Here is a 13,441-nt window from a genome sequence, read left to right as displayed (position 1 = left end):
CGCCCTAGCGCGGCGGGTCGTCCGGGTATGGCATGATCAGCCGGCCATCGGGTGCGGCGGTGAAGCTGGTCTGCGCGGGATAGGCAAGCGCGATCCCTTCTGCCGCCAGCCGCGCGATGATTGCCATGCCCACTTCGTGCCGGCGCTGGAAAAAGGCGGCCCAGTCGGCGCCGGGCGAATCGCAGTCGATCTGGAAATCATGGCTGCTGCTGCCAAAGCCGGTAAAGCCCGCCTGCACGAAACGCAGGCCGACGCGCTCCACCTCCTCCTTCAAGAGCGCGGGGATGCGGCGCAGCTGCTCGGGCGTGGCGCTCTGCGCGATCGCCAGCGCGAAGCTGATCCGGCGATAGTCGCGCGACGAGATGTTCTGGATTTCCTGGTCGAGCAGCTTGCGGTTGGCGATGATTCGCGCCTCCCCCGCCACGCCGCGCACCCGCGTGGACTTCAGCCCGATTTCCTCCACGGTGCCCGCTGACCCGCCATAGCTGATGAAGTCGCCGCGCCGGAACGGCTTGTCGAAGATGATGGCAAGCGCTGCGAACAGATCGGCAAAGATGCTCTGCGCGGCAATGCCGATGGCGATGCCGCCAATGCCAAGGCTGGCCACCAGCCCGGTGACGTTGACGCCCAGATTGTCGAGCACCACCACCAGCGCGACCGCGAACACGGCCACCGTCACCAGCACGCGCACGATGCCCATCGCGCTCGACAGCGCCTCGGTCGTCACCTGCGGATCATCGGCATGTGTCTCGACCGCGCCGACGATCAGCTCGCGCGCCCACAGAGCGCTCTGGAAGACGGAGGCGATGATGAACAGCATGTGGACCAGCTGGTTCACCGCGTCGGGCGGATCGGCGACCACGCGCACCAGCTCGACCGCGACCATCACCGAGAAGAAGATGCCGGTGCGCGAAGCGGTGCGCCCGGCCACCCGCCACCAGCCGCGCGCGCCGCCGCCCTTGCGCACGCACAGCCGCATGACGCGCCGCCGTGTCAGCCGGATCGCGGCATAGAGCAGCACCGCGAGCGCACTTGCCACCAGCAGCCGCAGCCAGTGCCCCTGCAGCCAGTAGATGATTTCGCGCATCAGCCGCGCCAGCTCGTCATGGGCAAGCGCGGTCGCCGTGGCGGCGGTGAGCAGGGGCGTAAGCAGAGCCATCGCCCGACCTTATCGGGCTTTGCCGATCCGGCTCAAGCGGCGTTGATGGCGGCCGCCACTGGCCGTTTGCGCTTCAGCGGCTGCCAGGCCGCTTCCTGCCGGTTGCGGGCAAGATAGGTGTCCAGCCCGATCTGCGCGCCGATCAGCATATAGATGAACGGCTGGAACGCGATGCCGACAAACGCGCCGCCAAGCAGATAGATGAGGTGCGCCATCTGCAGCCCGCTCGCCAGCTGGCCGGCCCATAGTGTTTCGGGCGGGCCGCGCAGATAGCGCCAGCGCAGCATTTCCATCCGCACCACGCCGATCAGGCTGATCAGCAACCAAAGCGCCAGACCCGGATAGCCCTGTTCGCCCAGCATCTCGAAATAGCTGCTGTGATAGGCGCGCGCCTTGTCCACCTCCAGCTCGCGCTTCACCACCTGGTTGTTCTGGTCGCCTTCCACGACGATCCGGTCATAGCGGACATGGTTGCCGCGATACGCCTCGAACCCGCCGCCAAAGGGGTGCACGCGGGCATAGTCGATCGTCCATTGCCACACGGCCACCCGGGTGGAGGCCGACGCATCGCCCTTGTAGGTGCGGATCGTGTCCATCCGCGCGAGGAAGCTTTGCGGCAGGAAGGGAAAGGCGACGACCGGCGCCGCGGCGATCAGCGCGATGTAGAGCAGCCGCCGTTTCGCGTCGCGCAGCATCAGCAGCGCAAGCAGCGCAATACAGAGCAGGCCAGTGCGCGCCGAGGTGCCGACCGGGATCAACAGGCACGCAAACACCAGCGCATAGCAGAACAGCTTCACCTTCCAGTCGGGCTTGAAGATGGTACCGTGCCTGGTGAACCACAGGATCAGCGGAATGATGCAGATGGCAACCGTCGAAATGATCGAGCCTTCGTAAAGCCCGCTATTGTTCGACACCATCAGGTTGAGCTCGCCATAACCACCGCCCGAGGCGACCGTTTTCAGGCCGCCGACGATGATGATCGAGCCGGCCGACAGAATCATGAACAGGAGCAGCGCCTCGATCCGCAGCTTGGTGCGCAGCGTGAGCGGCAGGAAGATGGCAAAGGCCAGCGCCTTCCACACCCATTCCCATTTCCCTTCCGCGTCGATCGGGAAATCAGCGCTTTTGGTGGTCAGCCAGCAATAGATGAGGAGCAGCAGGAGAAGGCCCTGGCGCGGCGCGAGGCGCACGTCGCGCTTGTCGTCGAACAGCAGCCAGCCCGCCACCGACAGCACCACCGCGATCATCGAGATCGGCACCGAGTTGAGCAGCAGATAGGTCAGCCGCTGGGGCGAGACGATGTCGATATAGACATAGGCCAGCACGAACAGGAATGGCCGCCTGAGGCCGAACCCGAACAGCGCGCCCAGAAAGGCAATGAAGACAAGGTCACGCAACGCGTTCGTCCTTGGGCTTCGCCTTGGGCGCGTCCTTGCTGGCGCGGCGCGATTCATGGTCCAGATCGGGCCGGCGCAGCAGGAGGAAGCCGGCAATCAGCATCAGCGCATGGGTCAGCCCGAGCGCGAAATTGTCGATCATGGCGGGCCGGCTCCACTTGCTGCTGACGGCCGGCTTAACGCGCTGCCAGTTATCGTGGCGTTAAGCAGTGGCGTGGCATGGCAAGTCCATGCGGATATTGCATCTTCTCGACCACGGCCTGCCGCTGCACAGCGGCTATACCTTTCGCACGCGGGCCATTTTGAAGGCGATGCAGGCGCGCGGGTGGACGGTGGCGGCGGTTACCGGGCCGCGCCATGGCCCGGCCGGGGCGGCTGAAGAAACGGTCGACGGTATCGATTTTTACCGCACCGCTGCGCCGCCAGCGGCACCCAGCCCGCTGGGCGAATGGCGCGAGGTGTCGGCCTTTGCCGATCGCATTGCCCAGGTAGCGCGCGACTTCCGCCCCGATATTCTCCACGCCCATTCGCCGGTGCTCGATGCGCTGGCCGGGCTGGTGGTGCGGCGGCGGCTGGGTGTGCCGCTGGTCTATGAAATCCGCGCCTTCTGGGAAGATGCCGCTGTCGGCAACGGCACCGGGCGCGAAGGCTCGCTCAAATATCGCGCGACCCGCGCGCTGGAGACCTGGGCGGTGAAGCGCGCCGATGCGGTGGCGGTGATCTGCCATGGCCTGCGCGACGATCTGGCACGGCGCGGGGTTGATCCGCGCGGCATCATGCTATCGCCCAATGGCGTCGACATGACCCTGTTCGGCGCGCCGGTGCCGCGTGACGATGCGCTGGCGCAGACGCTGGGGCTGAACGGGGCCGAGGTGATCGGCTTCATCGGCAGCTTCTATGATTATGAAGGGCTGGACGATCTGATCGCGGCGATGCCTGCGCTGGTCGCGGCTCGGCCCGGCGCGCGGGCTGTGCTGGTGGGCGGCGGCCCGTGCGAGGCGGCACTGCGCGCGCAGGCGGCGGCCTCTCCGGTGGCTGGCGCGATCCATTTCGTCGGCCGGGTGCCGCATGAGGCGGTCGAGCGTTATTATTCGCTGATCGACGTGCTGGTCTATCCGCGCAAGCGCATGCGGCTGACCGATCTGGTGACGCCGCTCAAGCCGCTGGAGGCAATGGCGCAAGGGCGGCTGGTCGCCGCATCGGACGTGGGCGGCCACCGCGAGCTGATCGAGGATGGCGTGACCGGCACATTGTTCGCGCCCGATGATCCCGCCGCGATGGCCGCCGCGCTCGCCGCGCTGTTCGACGCGCGCCACGACTGGGACCGGCGCCGTTCAGCGGGCCGCGATTTCGTGGAACGGGAGCGAAATTGGGCAGTTAATGTCGGTCGTTACGCGCCAATTTACCAAAAGCTAATCGACGGGCATGATAAGGGGCAGCCATGGAAACTCTCCGCCGCCCGCGTCTGACCATTTCCCTTGCGCCCGCAATTGGCGTGGTGCTGGGCCTGGTCACGGCGGCCTGCTTCCTGCTGGTGCCGCAATGGCGGCTGGAGGCAGGCGTGCTGGCCAGCGGCATTCCCGCCGTGATTGCCGCCGCCGAGCCACCGCTGGGCTTTACCGCGCGGCTGGTGCTGGCGCTGATCGGCGGCGCGCTGGTCGGCGGGATGGCGTGGTTCGCGCTTTTCGTAGCGATTGGCGGCCGCACGCTGGCAATCGGGCCGGAGGCGGAGGAATCGCCGGGCGAAGCGCCCGTGCTGCGCCGTGCCGACGCGCACCCCGATGCGCCGCCGCGCCCGCCGCTGTTCGCCAATCGCGATCTTGGCGCGCCGTTTCTGGAAGGGCGCCCGGCTGTCGATGCGCCGCTGCCGCCGTCCGTTGAGGATGCGCCGGTCACGGCCCCTGTCATCGCCGCACCCGTGTTTGACGTGCCCGAGCCTGTCGCCGTGCCGCCAGTTGCGGCGCCCGCGCCGGCCCCGGTTGCGCGTGAACTTCCCGCCGATCTCGATCAGCCGCTGGCGGCGTTCGACCCCGCTTCTTTCCATCAGGCGGTGCAGCCTGCGCCCGAAGCGCCGGCCGCGCCGCGCGAGCGGATGGAAACCTTTGAACTGACGCCGATCGTGCGCCCCGATCCCGATGCGCCGCCGCCGCCGCGCCGGCCGCAGCGCGACACCGAAGCGACGATCAGCGCGCTGCTCGAACGGCTGGAGCGCGGCGTTGCCAGCCGTGTGGAACCCGCCCCGGCCGAAAAGCCCGGCGAAGGCGGCCTGGCCGCCACGCTCGACACGCTGCGCCGCCTCGCGCGGCCTTGATATTTTGAGACAGTTTCAGCGGGGCTGAAACGGTTACGGCACCAGCCCGCTCCCCCACCCGGGGGCACCCCACAAAGTATTACTTTGTGGGGACCCCGACGGCCTCCCATCAGGATACACTCGTGGGCGGCCGGGTGGGGGAGCGGGCTGGCACCGCCCCAGAATCAAACCGTCTCCACCGTCAGAACCGCCAGCGTCGCCTCGACCCGCTCAGCGCCGCGCGCAACATGGTCGAGGTGCAGATCGGCAACCAGATGGCCGGGCAGCGCGATCTCGGCCTCGCCCAGCGTGCCCAGCCAGGCGTCGAGCGCGTCGGATGGCGGTGCCTGCAGCACCAATTGATGCCGCGCGCCGGTGAAGGTCGCGCTTGCCCAGCGCTGCCAGCCGCTGCGCACCACGTCGACCGGGCAGCCCGCCGTCGCCGCCGCCGTCGCCAGCGCGCGGGCCAGCCGGGCGCCGATATCGCTCATGGCTCGCGGCTCGCGATGAACGCCTCGATCCGCGCGACTGTTGCCGCGCGCGGCTCCCGCCCCAGGCGCAGGTCGCGCACCAGCCGGGGATCGTTGACCACGGCCCGACCGAAGCTGGTCGGCGGCATGCCGGTGCGGCGCAGGAATTTTTCGACCTTTCTCAGCAGCATATTGGCTTCTCCCGACTCGTTTGTTCGATATTTGTTCTTGTTTTTCCAACTTGTCTAGGAAATTTCCTATGCTAGGATGAGGTATGACGAGCAGCGATCCCCGGGCCGCACTGGCGGCGCTGGCGGTGGCGCGGGGCGAAAGCCTGGCGGCGCTGTCGCGGCTCATTGGGCGCAACGCCGCCTATCTTCAGCAATATGTGCAGCGCGGCAGCCCGCGTATGCTGGCGGAGGGCGACCGGCGGCTGCTCGCGGCCTATCTGGGCGTGGCGGAGGCGGCGCTGGGCGGGCCGGACGGGGGCGCCGCGCTGGTCCGCGTGCCGCGCATCGATGTCGTCGCCTCGGCCGGGCCGGGCGGGCTTGCCGAGGAGGACCGGGCGAGCGGCGGCGAGGCGTTCGACCCCGTGCTGCTGCGCCGGCTGGGGGTGCGCGCCGGTGCGCTGTCGATCGTCACCGCGCGCGGCGACTCGATGCTGCCGACGATTGCCGATGGCGATGAATTGCTGATCGACACCGATGACCGCCGGGGCGAGGGCGTGTTCGTCGCCCGGCATGGCGGCGCGCTGGTGGTGAAGCGCGTTGCCCGTCCGGGCGGGGCGGCGCAGCTGCTGAGCGACAACACGGCCTATCCGCCGCTCGACCTGCGCGAGGCAGAGATTGTCGGCCGGGTGGTGCGGCTTACCCGCCGGCTGAAATGATCAGCGCCGGTCGCGCAGCCAGATCGCCACGGCCAGCGCGACACCGCCCGCCACCCCCAGCAGCAGCCCGGCGCTCGGCTGGCCGTTCAGCCCGCCGGCAAAGGCCCCCGCCAGGCTCGACAGCGCGATCAGGAAACCCCCGGCAATCGGGGTGCGGCGTGGCGGTGGTCTGTCCATCGCCGCCCCTTGCCACCGCGCGGCGGCCCGGGCCACCGGAAATTTATTGATGGGCAATGGCGGGTTTACCAATCCCGCTAAGCCGCTGGCGGCAGGGCCCGCGCTAAGGCCCGGTCACGATGATTGCGACCCCGCCGGAAGACGCCGCCCCGCTCCCCTATGTCGCCGACCGCGCGCTTGCCGAGGAAGCGATTGCGATGATCGCCGCGCATGGCGATGATGCCTGCTCTCATGTCGCCGCCCTTGCCGAGGCGAGCCGCGACGCCGGCAATGTCGTCAAATTCTGCCGCTTTCGCCAGATGGAGCGGCTGATCCTGACGCTGGAGCGCCCGGCGACGCTCCGCCACTAAGCTTGCCACTGGGGTCGTTTCACGCCCGGGTCTGTTGCCGGCGCGCCGACCGCGCTAGAGCAGGGCCATGGGAGCATGTGGCAGGTGGTGGGGCGGGGGTGCAGCGGGGCTGATCGCACTCGTGCCGCCGCCCGCGTTCGCCCAGCAACTGCCGCCGCCATCGCCGCCCCAGCAACAGCCCGCCCCTCAGCCCGCGCCGCCCGGGGGCGACGCGACCATGCTCGATCCCAATTCGCCGCTCGCGCCGATGCCCGAGCTGGGCGTGCCCTGGCCCGATCTGGGGCCGGCCCCGGCCGAGGTGGCCGACCAGAGCCGCACCGAGCTGGGCGAGCTGAGCCGCTACGAGTTCAGGCTGGAAGGGGTGGACGCCATCGCCGACGCGCTGTTCCTGCAGCGGTTCAACGAACTCTCGGCGCTGAAGACGCATCAGAAGGAGCCGTCCAACGCCGCCCAGATCGACCGCCGCGCGCGCGAGGATATCGTACTGCTGCAGACGCTGCTGCGCGGCGCGGGCTATTATGACGCGCGCATCGACAGCAGCGTGGCAAACACCGCCCCCCTCACCGTCACGCTCAGCGTCGAGCCGGGCAAGCGCTATCTGCTCGACACGGTCGACCTGCCCGGGCTGGCGGCGGCGGGTGCCAAGGCGCGCGGGCTGGGCGAGGGGATCGGCCTAGCCCCCGGCGACCCGGCGGATGCCGACCGGATCGCCGCCGCCGAAGCGGCACTGCGTGCGAAAATCGGGCAGCAGGGCTTTCCGTTCGCCACCATCACCCCGCCGGCGCTGGTGATCGACCATGCCACCGGCCGCGCGCGGCTGACCATGCCGGTCGACCCGGGCGGCGAGCGGCGCTTCGGCCAGGTCATCATTCCGCCCAACAAGCTGTTCGGGGCCAGCCATGTCGCCAAGATCGCGCGCTTCCGCACCGGCCAGCTCTATGATTCCAAGCTGCTGGAGGATCTGCGCCGCGCGCTGATCCAGACCGGCATCGTTTCCTCGGCTGAGGTGAAGCCGGTGGAGGGCAAGTCGCCCGGGACGGTCGACATTGCGGTTGACGTGAAGCCCGCGCCGCCGCGCACCATCGGCGGCGAGCTGGGCTATGGCACCGGCGAAGGCATTCGTGCCGAGGTCGACTGGACCCACCGCAACCTGTTCCCGCCCGAAGGCGGGCTGACGCTGCGCGCGGTGGGCGGCGAGCAGGAGCAATCGGGGTCGGTCATCTTCCGCCGCAACAATTTCGAGGGGCGCGACCGGGTGCTGACCGCGCAGCTTTCCGCCGCCAATCTCAACCGGCCCGGCTTTCAGGCGACGACCTTTTCGCTGACCGGCTCGCTTGAGCGGCAGACCAACATCTTCTTTCAAAAGGCGTGGACCTGGTCGGTGGGGGCAGAGCTTGCCGCGTCGGACGAACGCGACACCGCGCTCCGAACCGGGCTATCGCAGCGGCGCACCTTCTTCATCGCCGCGATGCCGTTCAGCCTGGTCTATGACGGGTCCGACGACCTGCTCAACCCGACGCGGGGCGTGCGGCTGGGCGCGCGCGCGTCGCCCGAACTGTCGCTGCAGGGCGATGTGTTCGGCTATGCCCGCACCCAGATCGACGCGAGCGCCTATCGCGCGGTTGGGGAGCGGGTGGTGCTGGCCGCGCGGCTGCGGCTAGGCACGATCATCGGTGCGCCGCGTGATGCGATTGCGCCGTCGCGGCGCTTCTATGCCGGCGGCGGCGCCTCGGTGCGCGGCTACAGCTTTCAGGCAATCGGCCCGCGCGACCTGAACAACCTGCCGATCGGCGGGCGCAGCCTGACCGAGTTTTCGCTGGAAGGGCGGGTGAAGCTGTTCGGCCCGTTCGGGCTGGTGCCGTTTTTCGATGCCGGCACCGTCTCCACCGCCGAACTGCCGGTGTTCAGCAATCTGCGCTTCGGCGCAGGGTTGGGTGTGCGCTATTATTCCAATTTCGGCCCGATCCGCATCGATGTCGGCGCGCCGATCAACCCGCAACGGGGGGATCCGCCAGTGGCGGTCTATGTCTCGCTGGGGCAGGCCTTTTGAGCAAGCGCGCGGCAACCATGCGCCGCTGGCGCTGGGGGCGGTGGCTGGCCGGCGGCCTGCTCGGCCTGTTCGCGCTTGCAGCGGGTGCGGCGCTGTTGCTCGACACCAGTTTCGGCCATCGCTGGATTGCCCAGCAGATTGCCGCGCTGCGCCCCGCCGATGGCATGCGTTACTCGGTCGGGCGGATTTCGGGGTCGATCTATGGCCGGGCCATGCTGATCGACGTGCGCGTGCGCGATCCCAAGGGGCTGGTGTTCGCGGCACCCCGCGCCGAGCTGGACTGGCGGCCGCTGGCCTGGATGGCCAACCGGCTGGAGATACGCCGCCTGGCCATTCCGCGCGCGACGCTCGCCAAGCTGCCCGAGCCGCGCCCGGTGGCGCGCAAGGGGCCGATCCTGCCCGATTTCGACATTCTGCTCGGCGATCTGCGGATCGACCGGCTGACCGTGGCGGCGCCGGTGACCGGCACCGCGCGGGTGGCGCGGCTGGCAGGCAAGGCGACAATCCGCCGCGGCCGCGCGCTGGTCGCGCTCGACGCGCTGGTCGCCGGCAGCGACCGGCTCCATCTGCTGCTCGATGCCGCCCCCGACCGTGACCGCTTCGATATCGAGCTGAACGCCGATGGCGCGAAGGGCGGCGTGCTGGCGCGGCTGGGCGGGGTCGACCGGCCGGTCAAGCTGGCAATTGCCGGCGATGGCGGCTGGGCGCGCTGGCGGGGCACGGCGAGTGCCGCGCTTGGCGGGGTGCCGCTCGCCGATCTGCGGCTGGCCAACGACGCCGGCCATTATGCGCTGGCCGGCACGGTGCGCCCGGCCCAGCTGGTGAAGGGGGATGCCGCGCAGCTGTTCGCACCCGCCGTGCGGATCGACGGGCACGCGACGCTGGCCAATCGCGTGCTCGACGGGCGGCTGAAGCTTGGCACGGCGGCGCTGGCGGTGGAGACGGCGGGCGCGCTCGACCTGGCGCGCAACCGCCTGCTCGACCTGCGCACCGTGGCACGGCTGTTGCGGCCGCAGGCGGTGGACCCCGAATGGCAGGGCAGCAATGTCGTGCTGCGGGTGATTGCCGACGGCCCGTTCGACCGTGCCGCGCTCGATTATCGCCTGACCGCCGATCAGCTCCGCCCCGGCCCGCGCGAGGGGTTTGCCGATGTGCGCGCGGCCGGATCGGGCCGGATCGGGCCGGTCACGTTGCTGCCGGTGAAGATTACCGCCAGCCAGGTAACGGCGGTCGATCCGCTGGCCGAGCTGATTACGCGCAACCTGTCGATCGAGGGGGTGTTCCGGCTGGGCGGCGGGCGGCTGACGGCGCCCGATCTGCGCGTGCAGGCGGCCCGGCTGCGCGGCACCGGCTCCTTCGACCTGCCCTTCGCCACCGGCCGCTATCAGGCGCTGCTCAACCTCGTGCTCGCCCCCATCGAGATTGACGGGCTCGGCCAGCTTGACGGCGGCGCGCGGCTCAGGGTGACGCCGACGGTGGGCAGGAAGGGGCTGGACATTGCCGGCACCGCCGAGGCGCGGCTGCTGCGGCTGGACAATGAATTTTTCGCGCATCTGGCCGGCGGCCTGCCGCGCCTGAGCAGCAACGTCGCCCAGTCGGTCGACGGTATTCTCCACCTCGACAATCTGGTCATCACCGCGCCCGACATCCGCCTGGTGGCCAGCGGCACCCGCCAGCGCGACGGCAATGTGCGCTTTGCCGGCCAGGCGCGGCAGGTGCGCTATGGCGCGGCGACGCTGGCGATCGAGGGGCAGCTGGAGCGGCCGCGCGTCGATGTGATGCTCGCCGCCCCGGCCGATGATATGGGGCTGGCCGATGTCGCCGTGCATCTGGAGCCGACCGCAGAAGGCTATGCCGCCACCGCGCGCGGCGGCTCGGCGCTGGGCAGCTTTACCGCGCGGGGTGACCTGCTGCTGCCCAAGGGCGAGCGCGCGGTCATCGCGCTCGATGCGCTCGACGTGGCCGACATGCAGGCCAAAGGGCGGCTGCTATCGGTGACGGACGGGTTCGACGGGCGGCTGGCGGTGACGGGCGCGGCGCATGGCACGCTCGATTTCCGCCCGGTCGATCAGGTGCAGCGGGTGGAGGTGCATCTGGACGTCAACGACCTGAACGTGATGGACAGCGCGACGCTGAAGCGCGGGCGGCTCGACATGGTCGCACTGCTCGACCCCGATGGCGCTTCGGTCGAGGCCAGCGCGAGCGGCACCGGGCTCGAACGCGGCAGCCTGTCGCTCGGGCGCTTCTCGGCCAAGGCGTCGCTGCGCAATGGCGTGGGCACGGCCAGCGGCGACTTCACCGGCGCGCGCGGGCGCAGCTTTGCGATCCACGCCGATGCCGACATCACCCGCGACCGCTATGTGCTGCGCGCCGCCGGGCAGATCGACCGGCGGCCGATCAGGCTGGAAAGCCCCGCCGTGTTGACCCGCGCCGATGGCGGCTGGCGGCTGGCCGAAAGCCGGCTGAGCTTTGCTGGCGGCACCGGCAGCGTCAGCGGCCAGTTCAGCGACAACCGTACCGAGGTGCAGGCCAATCTGGCGCAGATGCCGCTCACCATTCTCGACATGATCATCCCCGATATCGGCCTTGCCGGCAGCGCGTCGGGCAGCCTGGCCTTTTCGCAGGCGAGCGGTGCCGCACCCACCGGCCGCATCGACATGACCGTGCGGGGAATGAGCCGGGCCGGGCTGGTGCTCAGTTCCCAGCCGATCGATGTGGGCGTCGCCGGCGTGCTGGGCGGCGACGGCGCGGCGATGCGCGTCGTGCTGGCGAGCGGCGGGCGCACGCTGGGGCGCGGGCAGGCGCGGCTCGCTCCGCTCGGCACCGGCACGCTCACCGCGCGGCTGGCCAATGCGCCGCTGTTCGCGCAGGTGCGCTATGACGGCCCCGCCGACACGCTGTGGCGGCTGACCGGCATCGAGCTGTTCGACCTGTCCGGCCCCGTCGCTTTCGCTGCCGATCTGGGCGGCAAGCTCAACGATCCGCGCATCCGCGGCATCGTGCGCGCGAAGGGCGCGCGGATCGAAAGCGCGCGCAGCGGCACGGTGCTCACCAACATTGTCGGCGACGGGCAGTTTTCGGGCTCGCGCCTCAGCTTTGCAAGCTTCGCCGCCGATGCCGGCAAGGGCGGGCGGGTGAGCGGATCGGGCAGTTTCGACTTTGCCGCCGTGAAGGGCTTTGGCATCGATCTGAAGCTCAACGCCGACAAGGCAGTGATGATCAACCGCGACGATATCGGCGCGACCATCACCGGCCCGATCACCATCCATTCGGACGGCAATGGCGGGCTGATTTCGGGCGATGTCCGGCTGGACGGCAGCCGTTACCGGCTGGGCGCGGCGGTGCAGGCGGCCGCCGTGCCCCGGATTGCGCTCAGGGAAATCAACCTGCCCGGCGGGGACGAGGCCGACGAGACGCCCGAAGACCCCTGGCGGCTGGACATTCGCGCGCGCGCGCCAAGCGGGCTGGCGGTGACCGGGCTGGGCCTCAATTCCACCTGGTCGGCGGACATGACGCTGGGCGGCATTGTCGAGGCGCCGACGATCACCGGTCGCGCCGAGATCATTCGCGGCACCTTCGAATTTTCGGGCCGCCAGTTCGAGATCAACCGCGGCAACATCCGCTTTCTGGGCAATTCGCCGCCCGATCCGTCGATCGACATTCAGGCACTGGCCGACGCGACCGGCCTCAACGCCACCATCCGTGTGACCGGCCAGGCGACGCGGCCCGAAATCAGCTTTGCCAGCACGCCCGCGCTGCCGCAGGACGAGCTGCTGTCGCGCCTGTTGTTCGGCACCTCGATCACCAGCCTGTCGGCGCCCGAGGCGTTGCAGCTCGCCGCTGCCGTCTCCGCGCTGCAAAATGGCGGCAACGGCCTCAACCCCATCAATGTGCTGCGCCGCGCGGTGGGGCTCGACCGGTTGCGCATCCTCTCGCCCGATCAGCAGCAGGGGCGCAACACCTCGGTGGCGGCGGGCAAGTTCATCACGCGGCGGCTCTATGCGGAAATCATCACCGATGGCGCGGGCTATTCGGCAACGCAGATCGAATTCCGGGTGACGCGCTGGCTGTCGATCCTGTCGACCATTTCAACGCTGGGCCGGCAAAGCGCGAACGTCCGCATCAGCCGCGATTATTAGGGACAGTCCCCATTTTTCAGTACGCGGCGGGCGATGGCGGCGGCGAGGCGGTCGGCGACGTCGGGCGCGAGATCGGCATAGAGATCGGGCTCGATCGCTTCCACTTCCATCACGGCCGCGCTGCCATCGGCCAGCCGGATCAGGTCGACCCGCGCGTAAAGCGGCGGCGCGGGGAGCGCGGCGAGCGCCTGCCCGGCCACCGCGCGCCAGCCCGGCAGCGGCTCGGCGAGGCTCAGCGTGCCGCCATATTGCGGCTGGCAGCGGAAATCATCGGCCCGCGCCCGCTTGCGCACCGCATGGCTGAAGGCGCCATCGACATAGAGCAGCGACAGCTCGCCCTCCTCCACAATCGCCGGCAGATAGGGCTGGAGGATCGCCGCCGGCAGCGAAACCGGCGGATCGCCGCGCGCCAGCCGCACCGTGCGGTCGCTGCCGGCCGAAATCTGCGGCTTCACCACCAGCTGGGCGGTGCCGAACCGCTCAAACGCGGCGGCGATGCTGTCCGCATCGGCATCGCCGAACC

Annotated in this window: 12 protein-coding genes and 1 pseudogene; 6 read left to right on the top strand and 7 right to left on the bottom strand. The window is 69.7% G+C overall.

All coding sequences use genetic code 11. The annotated features are described in order from the left end of the window. Positions 1-4: 4 nt before the first annotated feature. Genes K2Y03_RS08570 through K2Y03_RS08560 form a run of 3 tightly spaced genes read right to left on the bottom strand, consistent with a single transcriptional unit; the run spans position 5 to position 2,698 of the window. Entirely contained in the window at positions 5-1,159 is a 1,155-nt protein-coding gene (locus tag K2Y03_RS08570) for a mechanosensitive ion channel domain-containing protein (protein WP_294090028.1), read from the bottom strand. Between the two features lie 32 nt (positions 1,160-1,191). Beyond that, the gene (locus K2Y03_RS08565) at positions 1,192-2,556 is read right to left on the bottom strand and encodes a putative O-glycosylation ligase, exosortase A system-associated (protein WP_294090026.1); all 1,365 of its coding nucleotides are present in this window, start codon (positions 2,554-2,556) and stop codon (positions 1,192-1,194) included. Next, complete coding sequence (locus K2Y03_RS08560; protein WP_294090024.1) at positions 2,549-2,698, bottom strand: hypothetical protein; 150 nt, start codon at positions 2,696-2,698, stop codon at positions 2,549-2,551. Before K2Y03_RS08560 ends, K2Y03_RS08565 begins: the two co-directional genes overlap by 8 nt. A gap of 88 nt (positions 2,699-2,786) precedes the next feature. On the opposite strand from K2Y03_RS08560, the gene K2Y03_RS08555 reads away from it, so the two are divergent. Next, the gene (locus tag K2Y03_RS08555) at positions 2,787-4,025 is read left to right on the top strand and encodes a TIGR04063 family PEP-CTERM/XrtA system glycosyltransferase (protein ID WP_294090022.1); all 1,239 of its coding nucleotides are present in this window, start codon (positions 2,787-2,789) and stop codon (positions 4,023-4,025) included. Then, a complete protein-coding gene (locus K2Y03_RS08550; protein ID WP_294090020.1) occupies positions 3,998-4,867 on the top strand; it encodes a hypothetical protein in 870 nt (289 codons plus the stop codon). The genes K2Y03_RS08555 and K2Y03_RS08550 overlap by 28 nt, the downstream gene beginning before the upstream one ends. Before the next feature lie 164 nt (positions 4,868-5,031). Here the strand turns inward: K2Y03_RS08550 and K2Y03_RS08545 are convergent, their stop codons facing one another. Next, positions 5,032-5,337, bottom strand: coding sequence for a hypothetical protein (locus K2Y03_RS08545; protein ID WP_294090017.1), 306 nt, complete (start codon positions 5,335-5,337; stop codon positions 5,032-5,034). After that, positions 5,334-5,507, bottom strand: coding sequence for a hypothetical protein (locus K2Y03_RS08540; RefSeq protein ID WP_294090014.1), 174 nt, complete (start codon positions 5,505-5,507; stop codon positions 5,334-5,336). Before K2Y03_RS08540 ends, K2Y03_RS08545 begins: the two co-directional genes overlap by 4 nt. Before the next feature lie 83 nt (positions 5,508-5,590). Here K2Y03_RS08540 and K2Y03_RS08535 point away from each other — a divergent pair, with 83 nt between their 5' ends. Beyond that, positions 5,591-6,202: a S24 family peptidase gene (locus K2Y03_RS08535; RefSeq protein WP_294090012.1), complete on the top strand. Its 612-nt coding sequence runs from the start codon at positions 5,591-5,593 to the stop codon at positions 6,200-6,202. Here K2Y03_RS08535 and K2Y03_RS08530 read toward each other — a convergent pair whose 3' ends face one another. After that, complete coding sequence (locus K2Y03_RS08530) at positions 6,203-6,379, bottom strand: hypothetical protein (protein ID WP_294090010.1); 177 nt, start codon at positions 6,377-6,379, stop codon at positions 6,203-6,205. It lies immediately after the preceding gene. A 119-nt stretch (positions 6,380-6,498) separates the two neighbouring features. On the opposite strand from K2Y03_RS08530, the gene K2Y03_RS08525 reads away from it, so the two are divergent. The 3 genes from K2Y03_RS08525 (at position 6,499) to K2Y03_RS08515 (ending at position 12,918) form a co-directional block, all read left to right on the top strand. After that, complete coding sequence (locus K2Y03_RS08525) at positions 6,499-6,729, top strand: hypothetical protein (protein ID WP_294090009.1); 231 nt, start codon at positions 6,499-6,501, stop codon at positions 6,727-6,729. A gap of 217 nt (positions 6,730-6,946) precedes the next feature. Further along, on the top strand, positions 6,947-8,779 hold the full coding sequence (locus K2Y03_RS08520; RefSeq protein ID WP_294090007.1) for an autotransporter assembly complex family protein: 1,833 nt from the start codon (positions 6,947-6,949) through the stop codon (positions 8,777-8,779). Between the two features lie 17 nt (positions 8,780-8,796). Then, complete coding sequence (locus tag K2Y03_RS08515) at positions 8,797-12,918, top strand: translocation/assembly module TamB domain-containing protein (protein WP_294090005.1); 4,122 nt, start codon at positions 8,797-8,799, stop codon at positions 12,916-12,918. Here the strand turns inward: K2Y03_RS08515 and K2Y03_RS08510 are convergent. Further along, positions 12,915-13,441: pseudogene (locus K2Y03_RS08510) on the bottom strand (hypothetical protein); the annotation flags it as partial. The gene K2Y03_RS08515 and the pseudogene K2Y03_RS08510 sit on opposite strands and share 4 nt — an antisense overlap.

Origin of the sequence: Sphingomonas sp. (genome assembly GCF_019746015.1) — a bacterium.
Lineage (GTDB): Bacteria > Pseudomonadota > Alphaproteobacteria > Sphingomonadales > Sphingomonadaceae > Sphingomonas.
The sequence above is the reverse complement of the archived record's forward strand: the minus strand, read 5'-3'. Positions and strand labels throughout refer to the sequence as shown.